This window comes from Nocardiopsis sp. CNZ308, from assembly GCF_004217075.1.
The window spans coordinates 2,194,081-2,216,715 of the sequence record NZ_SHKJ01000001.1 but is presented as its reverse complement, the minus strand read 5'-3'; the positions used below and the strand labels follow the sequence as shown (position 1 = coordinate 2,216,715).

Below are 22,635 nucleotides of genomic sequence, written 5' to 3'. Positions count from 1 at the left end.
TCGGCGACGAGACCCGCCTGCCGGGAGTACACGTGAGTGCCCGCGGTGGCCGTTCCCGCTCCTGGGCGGCGATCCTCGCCCAGTGCGCCGGGGGGCTCATCCTCTACGTCACCGTGTCGTTCACGGTGGGGCTGCTCTCGGGTTCGCCGGTGCTCGGCACGGCCGTCTCCGGCCCCGTGGTGTTCGGCGCGGTCGCGGCCTGGCGGCGCTGGACCTTCGGGGCTTGGTCGTCCAGCCGTGTCTCGCAGCAGGCACGGGAGCCCCAGTTCTGGCTGTTCGTCCTCCTCGGGCTGGTGACGTGCTTCCTCGGAGGCCAGACGCTGGCCGTGTGGCTCCACGCCGAGTACGGGTCACCCGTCTTCGACGCAGCGCAGAGCGCCCAGAACGCGGTGCCGGTGGCGCTGCTGTCGTTCTCCCTGGTCGTGGCCGCCCCGGCGGGAGAGGAGGCCCTCATGCGCGGTCTGGTCTACCCGCTGCTGCGGCGCCGCTGGCCGGTACTGGCCTCGGCACTGGTCAGCTCGGCGGTGTTCGCCGCTCTGCACGGCAACCTCGTGCAGATCGCCGTGGCACTGCCGTTGGGGGTGCTGTTGGCCTTCGTCCACGAACACGTGGGCAGGCTCTGGCCGGTGGTCGTGCTGCACGCGCTGTTCAACCTCGCCTCGGTGCTGGTGCCCGTCTACCTGGTCGGGGCGATGGCGACCCCCCTGGTGTTCTCCACCGCGCTGGTGGGCGCGGCCGCGGTCCTGATGGTGCTGTACCCGGCGCGTAACGACGACGACCGCGGCAGGAGGGCCCCCTCGCCGGGGTGATCGCGTCTCGGCCGTCCCCGTGGTGGTTGGCCGGTACCGGCCAACCACCACGGGAGCAGGACCGGCCCGGTGCGGCGGGGGAGGCCTCACCGCCGCGCGCCCGCGGCCGTCAGGCCGCGCAGCGCCCGCTCGGCGGGTCCCCGGACCCCGTACCGCTCCATGAGCGAACAGGCGAGTACCGACACCGACCAGACGACGGCCGCCACGAACACCTGCCATGCCAGGGCCAGTTCCCCGGCGCCGCACACGCGCAGTGCCCCGGCCGCCAGCGCCAGAAGCACGGTCTGCGACAGGTAGGCCGACAGGGAGCGCTTCCCGGTGGCCGCCAGCGCTCGGCCGAGGACTCCCGACCCCGCGGCGCGGTGTGAGGCGACCAGGGCGACGAGCGCCAGGTAGGCGGCTCCGGCCAGCAGACCCGCCAGGCCCTGGTGCCAGGCCGTCAGGGCCCGCGCCACGACGCCGGTGCCGTCCACGCCCGCCCAGAGCACCGGGAGGGCCGCGGCGGGTACGACGAGCCCTACCAGGACCGCACCGCAGAGCCCCCGCCGGTGCCGGTGCGGCCGCTCGATCGGTCCCCGGCCCGCCAGCCATGCTCCGAGCAGCGCGCCGGGCAGCGCCATGGACGACAGCACCGTCGCCGGTGTCGCGACGGTCCAGACCACCAGGTTGGCCGCGACCCCGACGAGGCGCTCGTCGAACAGGGCCTGGGCCGCCAGACCGTGGCTGCGGGCCAGGACCGCCTCCGGTCCGGCCACCGCCAGGAAGGACGTGGACACCGTGCAGACGAGGACGGCCCACAGCAGTGCGGACCGCCAGCGGCGGGACGCGACGATACCGGCGACCGCCACCGTGACGAGCCCGTAGACGCCCAGGATGTCCTGGGGGAAGACGAGGGCGTGCACGGCGCCGAAGGCCAGCAGCCACAGGCCCCGCCCGCGCAGCAGCGCCGCGGCGCGCTGTTCGGCCCGCCCGCGGTCGAGGCCCGCGGCCAGGTCCGCCCGAACGGATTCGTGCGCGGTCCTCGCCAGGCCGAAGCCGAGCAGCAGCGCGAAGAGCGGGTAGGCCCGCCCGTCGACCAGCAGGTGCAGCAGGTTCGAGACCAGGTTTTCGTGGGTTTCGGACGCATTCGGGTCCAGCCGAAACCAGTAATGGGCGTTGGCCGCGGCAATGAGGAGCAGCATCACCCCTCGCGCCAGGTCCGGAACGAGTAGGCGCCCGTCGGAGTTCTCCATCGTGCCCGGTGCAGGCGTTTCTGCTCGTTTACCAGCGCACATGGCATCAAATTATCAGATGCGCGTACTCTGGACCGCCGTGCGACGTGACAAAGGACGAAGGGCGGTCCTCCCGTGGGAGTTCCCCGGTCTGCGCGAAGTCCTCAAGATCGATGTGGCACATTCAATGCACCATGTCCGGAATGCCGAGAACGCCTCGGTGCGACAAACTGGGCAGCGTTGAAAACCCCTGGATTTCCAGTCGAACCAAGGAGACCCCCACCGTGACCTCCAGCAAGGCCCCCACCAAGGTGCTCGCGGCCGCGAGTGCGGCCGCCGTGCTGTCTCTGACCGCGTGCTCGGGCGGCACGGCCGTCTTCGACTTCACCGAGTCCATGACGGAGCCGGCCCAGAGCATCGAGTTCCGCGTCCCGCAGGAGCTGATCGAGCTGAGCGAGGACTACGCCGAGACCCGCGTGCAGGAGTCCATCACCGTCAGTTCGGCCGAGTCCGAGGACCCCTCGCAGTGCGCCGTGGAATACCGGTTCGAGTACGTCGAGGGGGGCTTGGACCGCCTCCTTGCCTACGTTGAGGAGACGGGCGACGAGGACCACAGCGAGGAAGAGCGCATGGCCTCCGCTCTGGTCGGCGAGAAACTGGACTCGATCGAGCTCAGCGAGGACTACAGTGCCGCGGTGGTGCCCGTGAGTTGCGCCGTCTCGCCGACCGACGCCGAGAACACCGTGGACGTGTGGTTCAAGCGGACCGCTGAGAGGGGTTCAAGGGAATTCGCCTTGGCCGATGTCGCCGTCATGCAGGGCGGTGAACTGTTCATTCACGAGCCCTACATCAGTGACGACTGGCAGCTCGACTCCAACGGCAACTGGATCCAGGCCGGGTAGGGACGTACCCGGCGAGGAACACGGTCAGTCTTCCTGCGTGACGGGAACACCCCCGCGACGAAAGGTCGCGGGGGTGTTCGTATGTCGGGAGCCGCCGCGCGGCGCGCCGTTACTCGCCGTACCCCCGGTCGCCCGACTCGGCCTGGCGCTGATCGCGTTCGTAGGCCGCGCCGGTCTTCGGGTGCAGCAGCGCCTCGTAGTGGCCAGGCGCCTGGGACGGCGTTCTGACCGTCAGCGTCCGGGGACGCCGCCCGTAACCGTGCAGGTCGTCGTAGAGCGCCCACTCGGTCCGGTGCGCCGCCATCGACTCCAGCCGCGGCTTGGGTGTCTCCCAGACCGCGCTGGACGTCCTCGCCGCGCTCTGGCCGTCCGCGCCCTGGTGGCGTTCGGGGGCCTCTTCCCGGCTGGTGGACGGAGCAGGGGACTCGCGGGAGGGCTCCGGGGTGTTGCCGAGGTTTCCGGTCGGCTCGGAGGACTGCTCCCTGGCGGGCTCCGAAGTCGCGGTCGGCTCCTGCGCCCTCTCCTGGGCGGTTTCCGGAGTGGTCTGCGCGGCCCCGCTACTGGCCTCGCGCTCCCGTGCGGTCTCCGGCTTGCCCAACCCCTCCCACGCGAAGACCGCGGCATCGACCTCCCCAGGGCTCATACCGGAGGCGAGCATCTCGAACCGGGAGGCCTCACGGTGACCGCGCTCCGCAGACAGGCCATTCACGACGACCCGATCCGCGAGCTCACGATCCGGCCCCTTCCCACCCGCGTCCGCCTCCACCTGCCGACGCGGTTCAGCGGGCGCGTGCCAGGGGTTGTCGGTGTTGTGGATGATCCAGTCGCTGTCGCGGAAGTGGCCGGAGATGGTACGGCCGAGCTTGGTCGCGTTGATGGGGCCGCTGGACTCGAAGGCACCGAGGGAGAGCTCCCGTCCCAGCTTCTTCTCCCACTTGTTCGACCACTCGGCCAGTGACGGGAAGGCGCCCTTGACCGCCTGCTTGTCCAGGTACCCGTGCCCGCCCATGAAGTCGCCCGGATAGCGGTCGGAGTGGTGCTCCCGCCAGTGCTGGCGGGCGACCCGGATCATGGGGGTGCTGTTGATGTCGAGGTCGAAGTCGCTGGGCACCGACTCGAGGCCGAGGCGCCACATCGCGTCGTGCGGGCGGCGCAGCGGGCGGTCCCGGCTGTCGCCGAACCACTCCTGAAGGCGCTGCGCCGCCTCCGGGTTGTCCGGCAGATCCTCCTCACGGGGCAGGGTCTTGTGCATCCCCGAGAAGAACCCGGCGCCGGTTCCCTTGAGGCGGATGTCCACCGCGGACGGGTCCACTCCGTCCTGGCGCAGTGCCTCCAGCATCTCCGTCCCGAACTGCTCGTAGAGCTCCGGAGTCATCCCCATCGGGGCCTCCCGCTCGGCGAGCCACTTGATCTGGACCGGGTTGATGCCGAGGAACTCCAGGTCGCGTTTGGTGACGGCGTAGCCGGAATCATCGCGCGGCCACCAGTCGGGGTATGGCTCCTCACCGTCGAGGACCCGGATCATCCGGCTGTCGAACGGATCGGCGGGGTCGAGCTGGCCCGTGATTTCGATCGGCTGCCATCGGGGGCCGAATCCCGGGTCCTGCCCGTCCGGGAGACTCATCGGATCCTCCGCCAGGACGGTTTTGTTACCCCCTAGAGCAGGACCCCCGACGTTGACACTGCTTGCCGCGGTCCGCTCCGCGGCAAGTTCCTGATCTCTTCCAAAGGAGACACCGTCCAGCGTGCTCGGGCGGTCACCGGGCAGCGCGACCCATTCCTTTTGCCCGAGGTAGCCCATCCCTGTCAGGGGGAGAGATAGAACGTCCTGTGCGGGCATGCGGTCGATCAGGATTACGCCAGGACCTCCGCGGGTCTCCAGCCAATCGGAGGCGATTTGTCGGTCCGCCGACCAACTCTCCAACGGTCGGCGAAGTGCTTGGAAGCTGGAGCCGACATTCAAGTCGGCCCAGTCGGGCCGGGGTCCTCCCTCCGGCCAGGTCAAGGTCCGATAGCCGATCAGCTCTGAGACTCCGCGTTCGGCGAGGAGCTCCTGGGTCATCTCATACTGGGTGCGCACGAAGTCCCGCAGCGCATTGCGGCTGTAGTCCAGTTCTTTGTCCACGTCTTCACGCATCTTCGAGTCCATGTCCCATCCCAGGACTCGGGGAAGGCCGAATTCTTCTTCCGTGGCCTCCTGCAACGCCAGTACGCGCGCGTTGTTGTTGGACCCGAAGGCCCAAGCACCCATCACTTCACTGACCGAGATCTGGCGTACCAGGGTGTCGGCCTCTGGCCGGTCCATGCGTATAACTTTGTCCGGAGCGTGTCTGGGGTCGGCCGGGTCGAGTTCATCGACGTGGAGGACATCGGCTCCCATGGAGGGGTACTGCTCGTTGTAGGGGACGAGAACGTATTGGTGATTGCCCAATCTCTGTGGCATGTCGCTCCCGACGTTCAGACCAAACGCCGCGAGGGCGAGCTCTGCTGTTGGGGTCCGCATCCTTTGAGCGAGAGCTTCGATGGCGATGGTTTTGGCCTGGGGCGTATGACTGATGCGCCCGTCGTCGCTCAGCAGGGCCTCGCCGATCAGCTGCTGGTGCTCCCGCTCCGGCGAGTCCTGAACGGGTGGGGGGACATATCGCTCCGTACTGGGTGCGGGCTGTTCGTTTGGTTCAGGCGACCGCGGGGACACGGGCGTCCTCTCCTTTTAATATCTGGGGGCGGGACACTAACGGTGGGGAAGCCGAAGGTAGCGCGATGGTTTGACGGGGGAATGGCTCATGGGCTCAGCAGCGAACCCGGTACTGGGTAAAGCGCAGGGGTTTTGGGGATTGGGGCACCGAGAGCGCCGATTAGAGAGGGGCCGCGGGGCAGGGAGTATTGAAGCGGAGGCGTGCCGTGCCCCAGATAAGGCACGCCCTTCATGTCCGGCTGGGCTTAGGCAGGAAGATCACACCACGAACACCACGCCGGTGGCATTCGATGGTGCAGGTAAACAGCGGCGGCGCGGACTGGGAAGTGCCGCTAGATAAGCAGGGCCGAGCGGTACCCTTTGTCCCCGTGGTCAGGTTTCGCGGAGGAACTCCTCGGCCTGGCTGCGGAGTGGCTCGGGGGCGACGGACCAGATCGGAAAGCTCATCAACTCGCGCAGCTTGACCTCCTTCACCTCCCGGGGAGCGTCCTTGCGCAGGCCGAGGTGGAACCAGGCCTGGTCCAGCTCCTTGTAGGGAAGGTCCCAGTACACACCGACGCCCCCTTCCAGGTTGTCGGGTTGAGGGGAAACGACGGCGACCTCATCGGCGGTAGCAGCCGGAGTGATCTCCCTGAGCCTGAGCCCAAGCTGATCGATGAGGGCGCGAAATTGCATTCGGTGGTTTTCGATGGTCTCGGACGAGGGTCGTTCCCCCTCGAAGTACAGGGAGAAGAGCCATCCGTTCTCGCCAGTGCGTCCCAGCTCCAGGACGAGCAGGTCCGCCGTGTCATCGGTGAAGGTGCGGTGCGCGATGCTCGTCTTTGCCCCGTAGCCCTCGGCACGGGGCGTTCCTTCGTCAAGTTGGAGTGCCTGGTGTAGCCACCGCACCTGGTCGGAGGTCAGGTCTCCGTAGGAGCGAGCCACGAGTGCGGGCAGGAGCATGGTGGGAGGTCCCTTCTTCGGTCCGGTGCGTTCGAAGGCCGGAGGGGCATGCCGACCGGGTGCGTGTTCGGGCAGTGTGGCTGCTGGTCAACCTTGAGCGCTGCCCTGGGGGGAGGTCGGTAGAGAGCGGTACAGGTGTCCTCAGCGTACCGATACAGGGTCTGACGCGGCCTTCGCTGCCCGCGTTGCCCTCGGAAAGCGTTCATTCCGGCCCTGCTGGACTCTGCACCGGGTATAGCATCGGGGGTTGGAGTGTCCGGGGGGTCGGTCAGGTTTCGCGGAGGAATTCCTCGGCCTGGCTGCGGAGTGGCTCGGGGGCGACGGACCAGACCCGGGTGCTCCTCAACTCGCGCAGCTTGACCTCCTTCACCTCCCGGGGAGCGTCCTTACCCACACCGAGGTGGAACCAGGCCTGGTCCAATTCCTTGTAGGGAAGGTCCCAGTACACGCCGATACCCCCTTCCACATTGCCGGGCTGAGGGGGAACGAACGTCCTGCCCACCTCCTCGGCGGTCGCGGGCGGATCGATCCTGTGGAGTGTGAGACCAAGCTGGCTCATGAGGTTGCGGAAGAGTACCCGGTGGTTCTCGACGGTTTCGGTCGAGGGCCGTTCGCCCTTCTCGAAGTGCAGGCCGAACGCCCACGTCTTCTCACCGATCCGGCCGAGGTCAAGGGTGAGACGGTGTCCCTCATCGTCGGTGAAGGTGCGGTGCGCGATACTCGCATCCACCGCGTAACCCGTGGTGCGGGGTGTGTCCTCTTCGAGCCCGAGTGCCTCGTGTAGCCACCGCACCTGTTCGGGGGTCAGTTCTCCGTTGGAGAACGCCATGAGCGCGGGCAGGAGCATGGTGAGGGGTCCCTTCTTCGGTCTGGTGTGTCCGGAGGACAAAGGGTCATGCTGTTTGGACGCGTACTCGGGCGGTGTGGCTGCCAATCGACCTTGTTCGCTGCCCCGTGGGGGAGGGCGGTGAAGAGCGGTAGGCAAAGGGTGCCTCAGCGTACTGACAAAGGCCCGGACCCGGACCCCGCCGTCCCACGTCGTTCACGGCAGGCGATCATCCCGGCTCCTTCCACCGGAGACGCTCCGAACCGGCCCGCGCTTCCCTGATTCCGGACCCGCCTCCTGGACGGCACCACGGGTGCGAGAGCATGAGCGTCCCCCGAAGCGCTCGCGTCCCCTGCGAGTCGCCCACGCCCCGATCGATCGCCCCGTCCGGTTCCCCCGCGCCGAACCATCGCACGGCCTTCGGCATCTTCCTCTGGGAACCCCCGACCCCCGACCCCTAGCCCCTGGAGGAGGCACCTGTGCCTCCCCGGGAACGTGAACCGGAGAAGCAGCCCGTCCCGACCTCCGGGCCGTGTGCCCTCCATCCGCCCAGGACCCGCCGGAGCGGATCCGACAGCAGCCGATCAGCTCGGTGATCGGCCCGGATCCGGCCCCTGGTGGGCCGGATGGTGCTGGTGGTGCACAGGTGGTCGAGCAGCTGCCACTGTCCGACCCCAACTGTAAGGTGTTGCTCGTAGACGAGCAGAAGCGGAGTATCCGAACGATGGCCAAGAGCGTCTTCAAGATCCCCACCAGCCTGGATCGGTCGTTCCTTGACCACGAGATCGCGCTGGCTGGTGGCGGATGGCAGATGCGGCCGCTGCCGATGAAGGTGATCCTGTTCTGGGCCGGCTCCCTGATGCTCCTGTTCTGGGTCACGACCTCCACGTTCGTCTCCAGCGCCGACTGGTGGCTCATCCTCCTGGTGGTCGTCTGGTGGCTGGCGACCACCGCCTTCTTCGGTCAGTACTCCAAGACCAAGGAGATGCGCTTCGCGTCCCTGCCCGCGCTCTTGGAGTACCTGCCCCGGCCCGCGCGCCGCGTCATCACCCGGCGCGGCTCCAACCCCAGCGGCTTCTACTCCGTGCTGGGAGTCAAGAGCGTCGACGAGACCGGTTACATCGAGTGGCTGGACGGCAGCGTCGGCCAGGCCTACCTGGTCGTCGGGTCCGCCTCGGTGCTGGTCTTCGACGAGGACAAGAAGGCGATCCTCAACCGGGTCGACGCCTTCTGGCGCAAGGTCGACACCAACGCCGAGTTCATCTGGATCACGACCAAGGAGCCCCAGCGGGTCTACCGCCAGCTCGGCAACCTGGAACTGCTCAACCGCAACCTCGAGATCCGCGACCCCGAGCTGTTCGACCTGCTCGACGAGCGGTACTCGATCCTCAAGGACTACGTGGGCGGGCAGTTCACCTCCATCCACCAGTACCTGGTGATCAAGGGCGACAACCTGGAGGCGCTGCGCCGGGCGCACGCCCTGGTGCGGGCCGAGGCCGAGGGCTCCAGCCTCATGATCAAGCAGGCCGTGATGCTCGACGCCAACGACCTCTACGACATGCTGCGGACCGTCTACACCGCCGCGAGGTAGAGCGGTCCCGGTGGCCCGAAGGCACCGGTTCCCCTGCGACCGCGGGGGAACCGTGCCCGTGGAGTGCGAAGTAAAAGCTGATATACGAGAGGAAAGTGGAGGGCGCGGATGACCGACTCACGGTATCGGGGTAGCGCGACCGGAACCTCGCAAGGGCACCTGCCCGGCGCGCTCTCGAAGAGCAACCGCGCGTCGGCGGGCACGGACGGGACCGCCCCCGGTACGGACGAGGACAGCGCCGAGATCACCCCGTTCTCCGGCACCCTGTTCTCCAGGCTGAAGGAGAACGGGGACCAGGCCGCCGAACAGGACGCCGCCGAGGACGAGCGGGACGACGACCCGACCGAGGGGATGAGCGCCGCCGAGCGCCGCGCCGAGCGCAAGAGGGAGCGCCAGCTCGGCGGCACCTTCGACGACCACCCGCACCTGCTCGCGCTCAAACCGCGCGAGCGCTACGTCTTCCGCAGCGACTACTTCCAGATCGACGACCACCACGCGTGCATCCTCGGCTTCTTCCACGACGACGGCGCCCGTGACGACTTCGGCGCGTTCTGGGGCATCAACCGCATCCCCGCCGGACTGCCCGAGGACGTCACGGTCGTGGTGCTCGAACAGGTCCGCCGCATGGGCGAGAAGTGGATCGAGGACCGGATCAAGACCGCGGAGAAGCTCGACCGCCTGGAGGAGGGCGAACAGGCCCAGTCGGGCACCATGAGCTCGCGGCGCAGGGCCGCCAAGGTCAGCGACGACATCGAGATCCTCTCCGGTGAGATCCAGGACGGCGCCAGCTACCTGCACGTGCACGACCGCCTCCTGGTCAAGGCCCCCAGCCTGGAGGTCCTCGACGACGCCGTCGAGCGGATCGGCCGCCTGTACATCGACCGGTTCGGCACCCTCAAGGTCGCCGCCTACCCCGGCGAGCAGCGCCAGGAGCTCAGCAACCTCCTCGGCAAGAACGAACGCAAGCGGGGCAAGGGCTTCCACTTCACCAGCGTGGAGTTCGCCGGGTCCCACTCGCTGGTCACCAACGGGCTCAACGACCCCGCGGGCGAGTACGTCGGCTTCATGGTCGGCGACGTCAACAACTCCGCGGTGCTCTTCGACGTCAACGCCTACGACCACCACGTGGTCGTCGCCGACAACACCGTCAACCCGGTGCTGGACCGGGCGCACGTGCCCGACATGTGGGGATCGAAGATCTCCCAGGCGGCCCTGCTGTCCAACGCCCGCACCGTGCACGTCGTCCTGGACGGGGCCCGCCTGGACGACCTGGGCCCGCGCCTGGACTCCCTCACCGCCCGGCTGGACATGAACTCCGGCGACATCAACATGTTCGAGATGTTCGGAGCCCAGGAGAACGAGCTCAGCATCTTCCCGGCGCACCTGGAGAAGGTCGTCCTCATGGCCGAGCAGGCCTACGAGACGACCGACCAGGACCGCTCCATCATCCGCGGTTCTCTCAAGGAGACGCTGACGCAGTTTTACATCGACAAGGGCATGTGGGCGCGCAACGCCAAGCACAACCGGAACCGGCTGCGGGTGGTGGGCGTCCCGCACACGCAGGTGCCGCGCCTCCAGGACATCGTCACCTATTTCGACACGCAGTACCGCGCGCTGGCCAACTCCAGGGCCCGCGACGACGAGGCCCTGCACGCCTACAACATCCTGCGCCTGGTCTTCAAGGACCTGCTCGACAACAACGGCGACCTGTTCAACACCCACACCAACGACGAGATCGACGGGGTGGCCGACGCCCGCCGGGTGCTCTACGACTTCTCCCGGCTGCTCAAACGCGGCAAGGGGGTGGCGATGGCCCAGCTGGTCAACGTCATCGGCTTCGCCGTCGACAACCTGGGCCTGGGCGACACGGTGATCATCCACGGCGCCGAGAACATCGACGACCGCGTCAAGGGCTACCTCACCGAACAGTTCGAGCACCTGTTCCTGCGCGGCGGCCGGGTCGCCTACCTCTACAACGACGTCGACAGGATGCTCGCCGACTCGGCGTTCAACCGCTTCGACGCCGCCGACTGGACGGTGCTGGGGCCTATGCGCGACGCGACGGTCACCGAGTACCAGCGCCAACTGCACCAGGACATCCCGCCCGACCTGGAGCGCCTGGTGACCACGCGCGGCGAGAACCTCGCCTACCTGCGGCGGGGGCACACCAACGTCGTGTTCCACCTGGACCTGGCACTGGGCGTCAACCCGGCCCGCGCCGAGCGGAAGGCCGAACTGCTCAGGGCCGGTCGGCGCGGGCCGAGCGAGCGGCAGCAGTCCTCGGCGGTCATGGCCGCCAAGGGCGAACTGGCCGAGGAGCGGGCCCAGCGTGTGGCCGAGACCGGGGCCGAGGCGCGGCTGCGCGCCGAGCGCATGAAACCGGGCAGGAAGCCGGCCTGGCGCTCCGGCAAGCAGGGGTGGGACCAGTCGAAGCCGGGCGCCCGCACCCAACACGACCGGTGACCGACGCGAGAGGGAAGGAACGGATGATGGAGCAAGGCGCCCCCTCGCGCGCACGGCGACGCGTGCCTCCCAGCGGGAAGCGCTCCGGTGTCCTCGCGCGCCTGGTCGTGTGGGCACTGGTGCTGGTGTTCCCGCTGACGCTGTTACTGGGGGCGACGGGCACCGCGCACGCCGACAACGACGAGGACACCCTCGACCGCCTGTCGTTCTACCGGCTCTCCTCGTCGATGACGGCGCTGTTCTCCACGGCTCAGGAACCCAACAGCGACGTCGATCTCGAGGACACCGACTGGGACAGGCTCCTGGAGAACCCGGCCAGCGCCGGGTCGATGCTCGGCTACGCCGACTCCGACTACAACCCGATCATGGGATGGCTCAACTCGCGCACGGCCCAGTCCTCGGACAGCGTCGGCTACGACACGCTGAGGGGCAACGAGGACGCGGGACTCGAAGGTGTGAACGGTGCGCGCGAGTACGCGCTGTTCGGTGCCACGCTCAACGGACTGGGCCTGGACTCCACCAGCACGGGGCTCTCGCTCGGGTTCTTCAACGCGATCGCGGGCGGGATCATCTTCGTCCTGTTCGCCGCCACGGCCGCCATCGACGTCCTGTGGTCGGTCCTCATCGATGCGCTGAGCTGGCTCAACCCCTTCAAGCTGTTCTACTGGGCGGTCCACGCGCTCAACCCGGAGTTCGCCAACGGCATGACCGGAGGCGAGAGGCCCGAGGGGGTCTTCAGCAGCCTCGCCGGATGGATCGGCTCCTGGTACCTGGTCCTGGTCGAACTGTCGTGGACGGTCATGGTCCCGCTGTTCATCGGTACCTTCCTGTTCAGCATCGTGATGTTCAAGAAGTTCGACAAGGGCTCGGGACTGAAGAAGCTGTTCATCCGCCTGCTCTTCCTCGGGCTGGGGCTGCCGTTACTCGGCTCGATGTACACCGGCATGCTGAACGCCATGGACGCGGCCACGGAGGAGGGCAACTCGGGCTCCACACGCGTGGTGCTCTCCACGTTCGTCGACTTCGAGGGCTGGGCGATGCAGCAGCGCCTGCGCGTGCCCGACAGCGGCCAGCACGACGTCTACATCGAATGGGACAACCGCCGGAACGCCCCCTCCGGGCGTTCCCAGGCCAGCGTGCGCGAGCTGGCGCTGCTGATCAACGCCCAGGTCATGGGTCTGGAAGGCCGGATCGACCCGGTGGGCACCGACGCCGGTACGTCGTGGGGCGAGACCGCGCTGGAGCCGGCAGCCGAGTCGGTGTTCGCCGAGAGCGACTACTCCGAGGTCTCGGACATCCTCTTCCGGTACATGGGCAACGCCCACGTGTCCGCCTCGTCGTTCGAGACCCAGTCCAAGGCGACCCTGGACTGCGACGGGGACAGCTGCGACGCGCGTGCCTGGTTCGACGACTACATAGGGGATCCGGAGGAGGTCGCGAACCTCGAGGACAACGTGCCGATCGACCAGAACCCCTTGATCTGGGTGGACGAGGGCACGGGCTTGGGCGTCACCCGTCAGTTGCAGGACGAGGGGGTCGGCTCCCTCTTCGACTACATCCTCTACCGCTACAGCATCTTCCACACCAGGGGAGACGTCAGCGACTGCGGGTTGAACCTGGCCACGTCCGATGGTTCCCCCGAAGCCTGCAACCTCTCGCCGCTGGCGATGTACAACTACCTCAACACCGACTTCGGGCCGACGTCCTACACGGCCTACTCCTCGGGCAAGTCCACCAGCGAGGCGACCCGGTCCATCCACAACTCGGTGTCGATGGTGGGCACCGGAACGATGAGCTTCGTGTACTGGACCAACGCCGTCGTGCTGCTGGGCGCGTTCATCACCATCGGGTTCGGTTACGCCATCGCGATGGTGATCGGCAACATCCGCAGGACTTTCCAGCTGATGACGGCGATTCCGTTCGCGACGCTGGGCGCGATCTCGGGCATCGCGAAAGTGATCGTCTATTCGATCGCGATGATCATGGAAGTCGTGATCACGCTTTTCCTGTACAAGTTCGTGCAGGAGTTCCTGCTGAGCATCCCGAGCATCATCGAGATCCCGTTCTCACAGGTCCTCAACAGCCGCGGTGAAGGCGACGAGGCTGGAATGATCGCCTTCCTGGTCTCCGGGGGCTTCGTCGCGATGATCGTCACCCTGGTGTCGATCATCGCGGTGATCCTCTTCACGGTCATGGCGATGCGTCTGCGCAAGACACTGGTCAAGGCCGTGGAGGAGGCCTCAACCAAGCTGGTCGAGAAGCTCACCGACTCCCAGGTCGCGCCGCCCAGCGGCGGTGGCGGCATGCTGCCCGCCATGGCCGGGGGAGCCGCTGGAGGCGCCGGGTCAGCGATGGCCAACCGGATGATGGGCGGCGGTGTCCCCCAGGGCGGCAAGGGCCCGAACGCGGGCGGCACCAACGGCGGTGGCCCCGAGGGCATCAGCACTTCGGCGGCGAACAGCAACGACACCAAGGTCGATGGTGACGTGGACACCGACGGCGTGCTGCAGGGGCCTGAGGGCGGCGATGACGGGGACGACCGCCAGCCGGGTCCGGGGCTGGACCCCGGCGGCCAGGGAGGAGACGCCGCACGGGAGGCCGAGATCGGTCGACAGGTCGAATCCAACGGCCTGTCGCTCCCGCCGGGCAGCGACGCCCCCGGGCCCTCCGATCCGGACAACCCCCGGGTCGACGACGGCGGCGACCCGATGGACGTCGCGGCCGCCTCCGCCCAACAGTCCGCCGACGAATACAAGCAGTCCGACCAGGCGAGAGTCGGCGCGGTGAAGGACAGCGCCGAGGCGGGCGTCCATGCCGGGGCCGCCGCCCTTCATGCCAGTAGCGGCAACGCCAAGGGCGCGGCCGAGTCGGGGGGCAAGGCCGCGGAGAAGGGCGGTTCGGCCATGGCGAAGAACGCCCAGGCCTCTCAGCACAAGGAAAACGCCGGGAAGTCCTCTCTCGACAACCAGGCTCCGAACCCCAAGCACCAACAGCGCATCCAACAAGGACAACAGATCTCGCAAGCCGGGCGCGCCGTGTCCGACACCGCGGGTATGGCGAGCGGCGGTACCGGGGGCAAGCCCGGTGGTGGCGCCCCCAAGCCGAACGGCTCCGCTCCTCCGACCGGCGAGGGCGGTGGGAACCCGGGCAAGCCGCGCGGAGGCAGGAACAGGAGGACGTAGGAGCTGACGAGGAGCGGGGGCGGGGCTTTTCAGGTCCCGCTCCCAACGGGCCCCGACCCGCTCTGCGCAGGTGCCGTTTATCCCCGCCTTTCAATTAACAATGTGCAGAGGAGAGTTGTTGGCGGCTATGCTCGATGACTAGAATCGGCCCGGCCCCCCGAGCGCACCCCCACTTCTATTCGCATCCCCACTCCCTGTAATTCCTCACCCCCGTAATCCTCAGCAGACCCTCATCAGACTCCGCCGGGCCCCGCTGCGCCTTTCGCCGTCCCGTGCCGTGCGTCGGATCCGAACAGGACAAGGACAAGCATGAACATCACCAACCTCCCCGCTGCGGGGTGGGACCTCGTCTCCTTCTTCGAGAACGCCCGCGAATACGTGGGAGTGGCGGGCGGAGGCCTCCTCGCGCTGATGGGTACCGTCGGCGTCGTGTGGGGCGGCGTCCTGCTCATCAAGAAGCTCATGGCCTCGCAGCAGGACCAGACGAGCTGGATCAAGATCATCGGCCTGATCCTCGTCGGCGGCGCCCTCATGGTCGGCGGGTTCTCCCTCATCTCCAACATCGCCGCGGGCGGCCGCACCACGATCGAGGACCTGGGCGGCGGCATGATCCTCCTCCAGGGCCTTCTCTGACCCACGGCCCGGCCGAGCCCCGATCGGCGGATGCGAGAGGGCCGGCGGCCGACGAGGCTGTCGGCCCTCTCCTGTATCCAGATGACGCCTCCGCCGCGGAGACCGCGCTGTCGAGGCGGTGGCAGGCCACGCGCACCCGAACAGCGGAGCAGCAGAAGGGCAGGCATGAAAGAGACCGCGAAGACATACGCGGCGAAGCTGAAGCTGGGGCCCCACCACGCCATCGAGCGGTTCGGCGTCATCACCAGCGTCATCGCCGCCACGTTCGCGATGCTGCTGGTGGGCACCATCGTCTCGGCCACCGCCAACAACAGGGCCCGCCTCGACGAGACGGCGCTGTACACGGCCTCCTTCACCACGTCCAGGACCGAACTGTCCGGCACCGTCGACGGGGTCTACACCAACGGAGAGGGCACCCGCGCCCTGGTCCTCATGCGGTTCGACGACTCCGCCGCCGGATCGTTCTCGACCGACGCCGCCAACTACCAGGCCTTCCTCACCGGCTCCAACGAGCAGCTCGACACCCAGGCGCTGGCGACCTCCATCACCGGCTCGATCGTGGTGTTCGGCTCCACCGGCTACCTGGGAGTGGTGCTCGAGTCCGACGCGCCGTTCGAGCAGCAGATCGCGAGCCTGACCCTGCGGGCCAACAGCGAACTGGTCTACAAGGAGGGCACGGGGCGCGAGCTCCGCGAGGACCTGCAGGACGACGGCAGCTTCACCGAGTTCGACCAGTGGCGGCTGTTCGTCAACCCCGGAGCCTCGGGCACCGAGGAGGCGGCCTCGCTGGAGGGCGGGAGCATCGACCCCGCCGCCCTGTACTACGAGCTGGTGGTCGCCGAACAGGAGCAGGAGATCCGCGCGGCGATGGACGAGCAGCTCATGGAGATGCGCACCGTCCTCGCCCGGATCGACGAGTACGACGGTGAGATGAGCCGGGTCAACGTCGACGGTGTGTTCATCGAACCGCCCCAGGTGCCGGTGCAGGTCGACGGCGACGCCGTGACCGGCGAGCCGGCCGACGCCGAGACCGAGTCCACGCTCGCGCTGGAGACCGACTGGGTGGACCCCCGCGGATACGACTTCGACTGGCGCTCGGGTTCGGTCGAGGAGGGCTACCTGGACGCGGTCATGCCCGCGGACGAGACCTCCTACGTCACGTTCCTCGGCGAGAAGGCCCGCGCCGAGGACGAGGAGAACGCCGGGTTCTCGGCCAACGACATGGAGTGGCTCCTGACCGACGGCAACGACCTGAAGGAGCACGGGCGGACGAGCCAGGCGCTGGAACCCCTGACCGACATCATGAACAACACCACGCAGGCCTACCAGGACTACCACCGCCTGAAGACCTCCTACCAGGTCGACTCCTACAGCGAGTTGCTGGAACTGGAGGTGACGCTGCGCGGGGTCGACTCGTCCGGGTCGATCAACGCGGGCGAGGAGGCCCTGCTCACCTACTGACGCGAAGCGGTACGGGCGCAGTGCGGGGAACGCGGACGAAGGCGTCCAGAGGCGAGAGGAGAGGACGCCATGGCGGGTGCCGGTGGTGGCGGGGCGGGGGGCGTGCAGCCCCCGGGCCCCGGTTCGGGCGCGTCGGACCAGGTCGGTCAGGCCGCCTGGAAGGGAGTGCCCGACCCCGGTGACGCAACCCGGGCCGGTGGGGCGCAGGGCGGTCCCGGAGCTGGAGGGGCGGGACCGGAACAGGCGCCGGACCCGACGAAGGGTCCGGCCGAAGCCGCGGGCCGTGGTTCCCCCGCGCTGGGTGCCGGGGGTACCTCTGAGGCGGCCAAGGGCGGACCCGAAGCCGACATGAGGGGTGTGGCCAAGGGAGCGGGCGCGGCCGCCGCGGTTCCGGCCGTGGGCGTCGGCGCCCAGCTCATGGTCCTCATGATGTTCCTGAACTGGCTCAAGGGCCTGTTCGCCGCGATCGCGGCCCTGATCATGAACCTGCTGAACCTGCTCTGGACTCTGGTGGTCACGGCCGTCAAGGCCGTAGCGGGCTTCTTCCTCGCCGTGGGCGGCGCCATCGCCTCGGCGGTGGGCGGTGCCGTCAGCGCGGTGACCGGCGCCATCGCCTCGTTCGGCGCGGCCTTCATGGCCGTGGTCAGCGTGGCCGTCGGCACGGTGGGCGCCGTCCAGGAGAGCCAGGCCGTCGCCCAGCGCGACGCCCTGCCGGCGGACTGCCGTCCCATGACCGAGGCGACCGTGCGCGAGATCGACGACGGCACCCGGTCCGCGGCCGACGCCGAGGACATGGAGGCGATGGCCGAGGAGGTGTACTCGATCCTGGCGGGCATGGGCATGCAGGACGAGAACATCGCGGGCGTCCTGGGCAACTTCCAGCACGAGTCGTCGATCGACCCCACGGCCGTCGAGACGATCTACACCGAGCCGTACCAGATCGGTCCGCTCAAGCGGGAGGCGGAGGAGGACGGTTTCCAGGTCGAGCTGATCGACGCCGACTACGCCGCGACCTGGCCCGCCATCGACCTGGTGGGTATCGGACTGGGGCAGTGGACCAACGGCCGCAACACGTTGCTCACCGACTACGCGGACAGGACCGGAGGAGACTGGTGGGAGCTCGAAACCCAGCTCAGTTTCATGATCTCCGACGACGACCCCGCGCGCGTGCGGTTCGTCAAGGACCTCATCGAGGACCCCTCCGGTTCGATCGACGAGTCGACCCGGGACTGGATGGTCCAGTGGGAGGGCCTGACGCTGGACGCCTCCGTGAACCGGCCGCGGCTCGTCGAACGCCAGGAGCACGCCGCCGTGTGGTTCGCCAAGCTGGACGCCTGGGAGGCCGACGAGGAACGGGCCGGCTCCATCCTGGACCAGGCCCAGACCACGGTCGACGCCGCCAACCAGAACCGCCGCAACACCGTGGTGCAGGAGTGCCGCACCGCCAACGTCGACGGGTCCAGGGGTGGCGTGGTCTCGGCCGGTGAGCAGATCCCCTGCGACTCCCTGGGGCGCATGCACCCGGACGCCTGCCGCCTGCACGAGCACCTCCAGGAGGAGTTCGGCGGCTTCTTCCTGTCGGCCGGCGGTCAGCGCGACGAGCCCGGCAGCAACCACAACAACGGTCAGGCCATCGACTACATGATGGCGCCACTCGGTTCCGTTCCCAGCGACGACATGTACGACTCGGGGATGACGATCGTCGACTACCTCATCCCCCGGGCCGAGGAGTTCAACATCAAGGGCATTCTGTGGGACGGCCGCAAGTGGGCTGCCGGAAACGATCCGGTCGGGCCGTGGAGCGACGAGACCACGCGGGACGCCAGCGGGCGCGGGAACAACACGCAGGACCACATCGATCACATCCACGTCAGCGTGGGGCCCGACGACTTCATGTAGCCGGGCTCGGAACGGGCCCACCAACCAAGAGGAACGGTGGAAGGGGCCGGGGCTTCCTCCACGTCGGAACCGGGGACCAGCAGGGAAGGAGCGCGGCGATGGCCGACGAGGGCGCATCGGGCGGCGGTGACGGCGCTTCGCGGGAGGCGCCGAAGAAGTCCTGGCGGGAGATGAACCGCGAGGAGGTGATGGAGCGCCTCGACGCCTACCAGGCCAAACAGCGCGCCAACCGCAGGCGGATGACCGGCGACGACGTCCAGGAGATGCTGCGCGAGCGCCGCGCCAGGCGGCAGGAGCGCAGGCGTGAGCGCGCGGAACGGCGCGGTGGCGGACGGGCGCTCCAGCGCGACGCGGGCCGGGTCGCCCGCCTGAGCCTGGGCGGGGCCCTGATGGTCGGCGCCATCGGAACCGGGGCGCTGGCCGCCTCCAGCACCGACGTCACACAGGTGCGGAGCGAGGCCAACGACCGGGAGATCGCTCTGCTCGAAGGCGAGGTCCGAGCCCTGGAGGACGCCTCATGGGACGAGGGGGACGCCGCCGCGCTCGAAGGGCGACTGGACGAGGCCGTGGCCCAGGCCAGGCGGAAGGGCGAGGAGGTCGCCGAGCTCCAGAACGCCTACCAGGGAATCCTCGCCGACCTCAACGACGTGGAGCTGTCGGGGGACGGCGACGCGGGCGGGGCGTTCGCGCCCGTGGGCGAACACCGCGGACGACTCGTCGACTACTTCGACGAGTCGGCCCGGATCATCGAGGACGAGGAGGCCTACCGCCCCGGCGCGGACGTCCCCTACGGTCCCGGCGAGATCGACGTGCTCTTCCCCTGGTACATCCGCTACGCCGACGAGGGCCGCGGCGAGTACGCCGAGGCGTCGCTGAACTCGTGGGAGCTGGTCTCGGCCACGCCCCGTGTGGGAACACCGGGAGCCGTCAGCGTGGCCTGGCTCAACCGCGACGAGTCCAGCGGCGACCTGTTGGCCTGGGCCCGGGGCACCTACGACGCGGAGGCGGGGACCTTCCACAGCCTGTACGTCGGCCAGACCACGATCGGCGACCTGTCCGCGGACGAGGGGGGCCGGGACTGATGGGGTTCGTGCGACGCAACGCCTTCCCGCTGACCGCGGCCGCGCTGTTACTGGTGGCCGGCGGTTCCTTCGCCGCCACACGGGGCGCGCAGGAGGCGGCCCTCACCGACCAGGAGCTGCGGATGGAAGAACTCCTGGCGCGCAGGGCCGGGCTCGAGGAGGCGCAGGAGCAGAGGGAACGCGAGGTCGTCGGCGAGGTCCTGGGCGCCGACCACGCACGGCTGGACGCCGACGAGGAGCTCATCGACCAGGTGCTGGACACCGCGCTGACGTGGGAGAGCCACGCCGAGTACGTCGACGCGCGCAGCGCCATGATGACCGTCTACGGCCTCGACGAGGACTCGCCGTTCATGACCGTGTTCCTGCCCGAGCCGACGGTGAACGTCGACGCCGAGGGCACCGAGTACGCGCTCATCGACCTCCTCGGGCTGGACTCGCGTGTGAACGCCTTCCGCACCGAGCTGTTGTCGGTACGGGGCACCGAGTACAGCTATCTGATCCTGGTCGAGGTGCGGAGCAGCTCCGACGACGGACAGGCCAGCGCCCACGGTGTGTCGACGGTGTTGCTGACCACCGACGGCGACGGTGGTGTCTCGAACGTCGAGGGTTACGCCTCCACGTCCCGGGTGCGCTCCTCGGGCCCCGAGTGACACCGCGCGGACTCGGCGGTACGGTGTCCCGCCCCGGAGTCCGGTGCGAGTGGAACGTCACCCCATGATGCTAGAATTTTCTTGATATACGAGGAAAAATCGAACGCCCCTATCACCGGTGAAGGGAGGAGGTCGACGTGACCGACGGAAGGGACGAGACCGGCGGGCCCCCGGCGCCGGCCCCGGACCAGGGCGGCCGCCTGGCCCGACGCCTGGTCGCGGTCCCCCACACGCGACAGGAGCTGGGGGAGCAGCCGGAGCAGGCTCCCCGGCCGCGCCGTTCGAGCGCCGGCCCCAAAGCCGTCCTGATCCGCGTCGGGTACTGGTCGGCCACCGTCCTGACGGCACTGGGCGCGCTGGTGCTGATGGCCATGGCGGGCACGGTCAGTGCCCAGCACGAGGCCGAACTCGAGGAGCAGGCCCAGGACGGCTTCGCCGCACAGGACCGCGTCGCCGCCGCCCAGCAGGGCGTCGAGGGCATGCCCGGCGGCGACGAGGCCCGGCGCTGGCTGCTCCAGGCCACGACCGCGGGTGAGAACGTCGCCGCGGCGCAGAACACCTACCTCGAACACTCCGGGCCCATCGACGTCGACGACCTGCCGGCGCGGACGCCGGGACTGGGCGAACGCGACGAGTGCTCCCCCTACCTCGACGACCCGCCGCCCAGCAGCCGTGACTACACCGAGGAGGAGCGCGCCGCCTGCGCCGAAGGGCTGCGCGAGAGCGCCGTCGGAGGCCTGGAGAGGAAACTGACGCCGCACTTCGCCGCCGGAGCCCGCGACTCCGAAGGCTTCAACGCCGTGAGCCGGTGGCACTCGTGGATACCCACCCTCGACGACGACTCCTCGCTGGCCGGGTACACCTGGACCACCCACGAGGCTCAGGTCTTCGAGGAGGACACGGCGATCCGCATGGTCTGGACGCTGGTCGAGGACGAGACGGGGCGGACCGTCGCCTGGCTCCGGGGTCAGTACGACCCGGAGGTCAACAAGTTCGAGGACCTGGTGTTGGGCACTGTCGCCGACGGCGGCGGGGACGGCACCGACGGCCCCGCCGAGGAAGAGGAAGACGGCGAGGACACGCGCGGCGACGAGCCCGAGGTCGGTGAGTGATGAGCCTGGCCGAGATCGAGGCCTACGAGCGTGAGCGCCGGCTCCGCCGCCAGAGGATCCGGCGCGCCCTGTCCTGGGCCCCGCTGGGGGTGGCCGCCCTGATGCTGGCCGTGGGCGGTCTGTCCCTGTGGTCGGCGTCCTCGGGCCACGACGCCGACCGAGCCGAGGTCGCGGCCCTGGTGGAGGAACGCCTGGCCGAGGCCGAGGAGGCCGAGGAGGAGTTCCACGCCGTCTGGTCCGAAGCCCTGGGGCGTTCTTCGGCGGTCCGGGTCGAACGGCTGGAGAACGACGCTGAGGCCATGCGCGCTCTGCTGCTCGGGGCGGTCGTGGAGGGCGAGGACGCCTCGGCGGCGCTGACCGCGACGGGCGACGGGGAGCCCCCGGCCCTGTTCGAGGACCTGGCCCGCGACGGCGTCCCCGGTCTGGACGGCGCCTCGGAGGTGAGGCTGGGACCGTTCGAGCCGGTGCTGGTCGGTGTCGAGGGCACCACCTACGCCTACTTCGGCTTCGTCGAGGTCTACGAAGCCGACGACGAGGCGGGGCCGGTCGCGTCGCTGTCGGTGGCGTGGTCGACCGACACCGGGGGCGCGGTCACCGAGATCGACGCCCACTGGACCGAAGGGGTCCCCGAACGCTCCTAGCGCACGCACACCCGAAACGTCACTCCCAGACAGGAGAGCCGATGAACACCACCGCCGCCGGGGCCGGGAACAAGCGCAGACCCCGGACGAGGAAGAGCGCCGCGCAGCGGGCCGCCGAGGCCAAGCAGGCCGACACCGGCGGCGCCGCGGCGCCGCTGGGCACCCGCATCCGCGCGCGTGTGGGGGAGTCGGGAGCGCGCTCGGTCCTGGCGGCCGTGCGCGCGGGGCTCGCGGTCGCCTCCGGCCTGGTCAGCTACGTGTTGGCGATGTTCGTGGCGGTGACCGTGGTGCCCAACCTGTTCGTCGTGGTGTCGACGGGGACCGGAGTCGGCCCGTCCTCTCCCCTGGAGCTGCAACTGGTGCACTGGCTGGCGCCGTCGTTGTTCCTCATCGGTCTCGTGTTCGTCCTGGTGCTGGTCGTGGTGCGCTCGCTGTGGCTCGCCCAGCGCCGTCTGGGCGAGAGGGCCCGGCGCGCACTGCTGAGCGACGAGGCGGACACCGCGCCGACCACCGACGGCACCGGTCGCTGACAGGTC

At 68.9% G+C, this 22,635-nt stretch carries 17 protein-coding genes; 13 read left to right on the top strand and 4 right to left on the bottom strand.

Annotation, left to right across the window (positions count from 1 at the left end; all coding sequences use genetic code 11):
• Positions 1–32: 32 nt before the first annotated feature.
• The gene (locus EV372_RS09555; protein WP_165435975.1) at positions 33–809 is read left to right on the top strand and encodes a type II CAAX endopeptidase family protein; all 777 of its coding nucleotides are present in this window, start codon (positions 33–35) and stop codon (positions 807–809) included.
• Between the two features lie 86 nt (positions 810–895).
• On the opposite strand, the gene EV372_RS09550 is transcribed toward EV372_RS09555, so the two are convergent.
• Positions 896–1,990, bottom strand: coding sequence for a DUF418 domain-containing protein (locus tag EV372_RS09550; protein WP_486484120.1), 1,095 nt, complete (start codon positions 1,988–1,990; stop codon positions 896–898).
• 314 nt (positions 1,991–2,304) lie between these two features.
• Between EV372_RS09550 and EV372_RS09545 the strand changes: the two genes are divergently transcribed.
• Positions 2,305–2,922 carry a hypothetical protein gene (locus EV372_RS09545; protein WP_130395718.1) on the top strand — a complete coding sequence of 206 codons (618 nt, stop codon included), beginning with the start codon at positions 2,305–2,307 and terminating at the stop codon, positions 2,920–2,922.
• A 109-nt stretch (positions 2,923–3,031) separates the two neighbouring features.
• Here the strand turns inward: EV372_RS09545 and EV372_RS29225 are convergent, their stop codons facing one another.
• From EV372_RS29225 to EV372_RS09525, 3 genes are all read right to left on the bottom strand, one after another.
• Positions 3,032–4,546: a hypothetical protein gene (locus tag EV372_RS29225; protein ID WP_197044391.1), complete on the bottom strand. Its 1,515-nt coding sequence runs from the start codon at positions 4,544–4,546 to the stop codon at positions 3,032–3,034.
• A gap of 1,443 nt (positions 4,547–5,989) precedes the next feature.
• Positions 5,990–6,559 carry a hypothetical protein gene (locus EV372_RS09530; protein ID WP_130395717.1) on the bottom strand — a complete coding sequence of 190 codons (570 nt, stop codon included), beginning with the start codon at positions 6,557–6,559 and terminating at the stop codon, positions 5,990–5,992.
• 268 nt (positions 6,560–6,827) lie between these two features.
• Positions 6,828–7,406 (bottom strand): hypothetical protein, encoded by a 579-nt coding sequence (locus EV372_RS09525; RefSeq protein WP_130395716.1) that lies wholly within the window; start codon positions 7,404–7,406, stop codon positions 6,828–6,830.
• A gap of 703 nt (positions 7,407–8,109) precedes the next feature.
• Here EV372_RS09525 and EV372_RS09520 point away from each other — a divergent pair.
• The 11 genes from EV372_RS09520 to EV372_RS09470 all read left to right on the top strand — a co-directional run bounded on the left by EV372_RS09520 (position 8,110) and on the right by EV372_RS09470 (position 22,629).
• Positions 8,110–8,976 (top strand): hypothetical protein, encoded by an 867-nt coding sequence (locus EV372_RS09520; RefSeq protein WP_130395715.1) that lies wholly within the window; start codon positions 8,110–8,112, stop codon positions 8,974–8,976.
• A gap of 108 nt (positions 8,977–9,084) precedes the next feature.
• Positions 9,085–11,439, top strand: coding sequence for a hypothetical protein (locus EV372_RS09515; protein WP_130395714.1), 2,355 nt, complete (start codon positions 9,085–9,087; stop codon positions 11,437–11,439).
• A 26-nt stretch (positions 11,440–11,465) separates the two neighbouring features.
• Entirely contained in the window at positions 11,466–14,621 is a 3,156-nt protein-coding gene (locus tag EV372_RS09510; protein WP_130395713.1) for a hypothetical protein, read from the top strand.
• 309 nt (positions 14,622–14,930) lie between these two features.
• Complete coding sequence (locus EV372_RS09505) at positions 14,931–15,254, top strand: hypothetical protein (protein WP_130395712.1); 324 nt, start codon at positions 14,931–14,933, stop codon at positions 15,252–15,254.
• 165 nt (positions 15,255–15,419) lie between these two features.
• Positions 15,420–16,715 (top strand): hypothetical protein, encoded by a 1,296-nt coding sequence (locus EV372_RS09500; RefSeq protein ID WP_130395711.1) that lies wholly within the window; start codon positions 15,420–15,422, stop codon positions 16,713–16,715.
• A gap of 348 nt (positions 16,716–17,063) precedes the next feature.
• Positions 17,064–18,614, top strand: coding sequence for a phage tail tip lysozyme (locus EV372_RS09495; protein WP_130395710.1), 1,551 nt, complete (start codon positions 17,064–17,066; stop codon positions 18,612–18,614).
• A 98-nt stretch (positions 18,615–18,712) separates the two neighbouring features.
• Entirely contained in the window at positions 18,713–19,696 is a 984-nt protein-coding gene (locus tag EV372_RS09490; RefSeq protein ID WP_130395709.1) for a hypothetical protein, read from the top strand.
• Positions 19,696–20,346 (top strand): hypothetical protein, encoded by a 651-nt coding sequence (locus EV372_RS09485; protein WP_130395708.1) that lies wholly within the window; start codon positions 19,696–19,698, stop codon positions 20,344–20,346. The genes EV372_RS09490 and EV372_RS09485 overlap by 1 nt, the downstream gene beginning before the upstream one ends.
• A 137-nt stretch (positions 20,347–20,483) precedes the next feature.
• Entirely contained in the window at positions 20,484–21,458 is a 975-nt protein-coding gene (locus EV372_RS09480; protein ID WP_130395707.1) for a hypothetical protein, read from the top strand.
• A complete protein-coding gene (locus tag EV372_RS09475; RefSeq protein WP_130395706.1) occupies positions 21,458–22,099 on the top strand; it encodes a hypothetical protein in 642 nt (213 codons plus the stop codon). The genes EV372_RS09480 and EV372_RS09475 overlap by 1 nt, the downstream gene beginning before the upstream one ends.
• A 41-nt stretch (positions 22,100–22,140) precedes the next feature.
• Positions 22,141–22,629 (top strand): hypothetical protein, encoded by a 489-nt coding sequence (locus EV372_RS09470; RefSeq protein WP_130395705.1) that lies wholly within the window; start codon positions 22,141–22,143, stop codon positions 22,627–22,629.
• Positions 22,630–22,635 lie beyond the last annotated feature (6 nt).

Bases quoted from the DNA above. Each gene is read 5' to 3' on its own strand.
- EV372_RS09550 (WP_486484120.1), bottom strand. From the start codon at position 1,990: ATGCTGCTCCTCATTGCCGCGGCCAACGCCCATTACTGGTTTCGGCTG.
- EV372_RS09495 (WP_130395710.1), top strand. From the start codon at position 17,064: ATGAGGGGTGTGGCCAAGGGAGCGGGCGCGGCCGCCGCGGTTCCGGCC.
- EV372_RS09500 (WP_130395711.1), top strand. From the start codon at position 15,420: ATGAAAGAGACCGCGAAGACATACGCGGCGAAGCTGAAGCTGGGGCCC.
- EV372_RS09470 (WP_130395705.1), top strand. From the start codon at position 22,141: ATGAACACCACCGCCGCCGGGGCCGGGAACAAGCGCAGACCCCGGACG.
- EV372_RS29225 (WP_197044391.1), bottom strand. From the start codon at position 4,546: ATGAGTCTCCCGGACGGGCAGGACCCGGGATTCGGCCCCCGATGGCAG.
- EV372_RS09505 (WP_130395712.1), top strand. From the start codon at position 14,931: ATGAACATCACCAACCTCCCCGCTGCGGGGTGGGACCTCGTCTCCTTC.
- EV372_RS09530 (WP_130395717.1), bottom strand. From the start codon at position 6,559: ATGCTCCTGCCCGCACTCGTGGCTCGCTCCTACGGAGACCTGACCTCC.
- EV372_RS09510 (WP_130395713.1), top strand. From the start codon at position 11,466: ATGGAGCAAGGCGCCCCCTCGCGCGCACGGCGACGCGTGCCTCCCAGC.
- EV372_RS09475 (WP_130395706.1), top strand. From the start codon at position 21,458: ATGAGCCTGGCCGAGATCGAGGCCTACGAGCGTGAGCGCCGGCTCCGC.
- EV372_RS09520 (WP_130395715.1), top strand. From the start codon at position 8,110: ATGGCCAAGAGCGTCTTCAAGATCCCCACCAGCCTGGATCGGTCGTTC.
- EV372_RS09525 (WP_130395716.1), bottom strand. From the start codon at position 7,406: ATGCTCCTGCCCGCGCTCATGGCGTTCTCCAACGGAGAACTGACCCCC.
- EV372_RS09490 (WP_130395709.1), top strand. From the start codon at position 18,713: ATGGCCGACGAGGGCGCATCGGGCGGCGGTGACGGCGCTTCGCGGGAG.
- EV372_RS09515 (WP_130395714.1), top strand. From the start codon at position 9,085: ATGACCGACTCACGGTATCGGGGTAGCGCGACCGGAACCTCGCAAGGG.
- EV372_RS09485 (WP_130395708.1), top strand. From the start codon at position 19,696: ATGGGGTTCGTGCGACGCAACGCCTTCCCGCTGACCGCGGCCGCGCTG.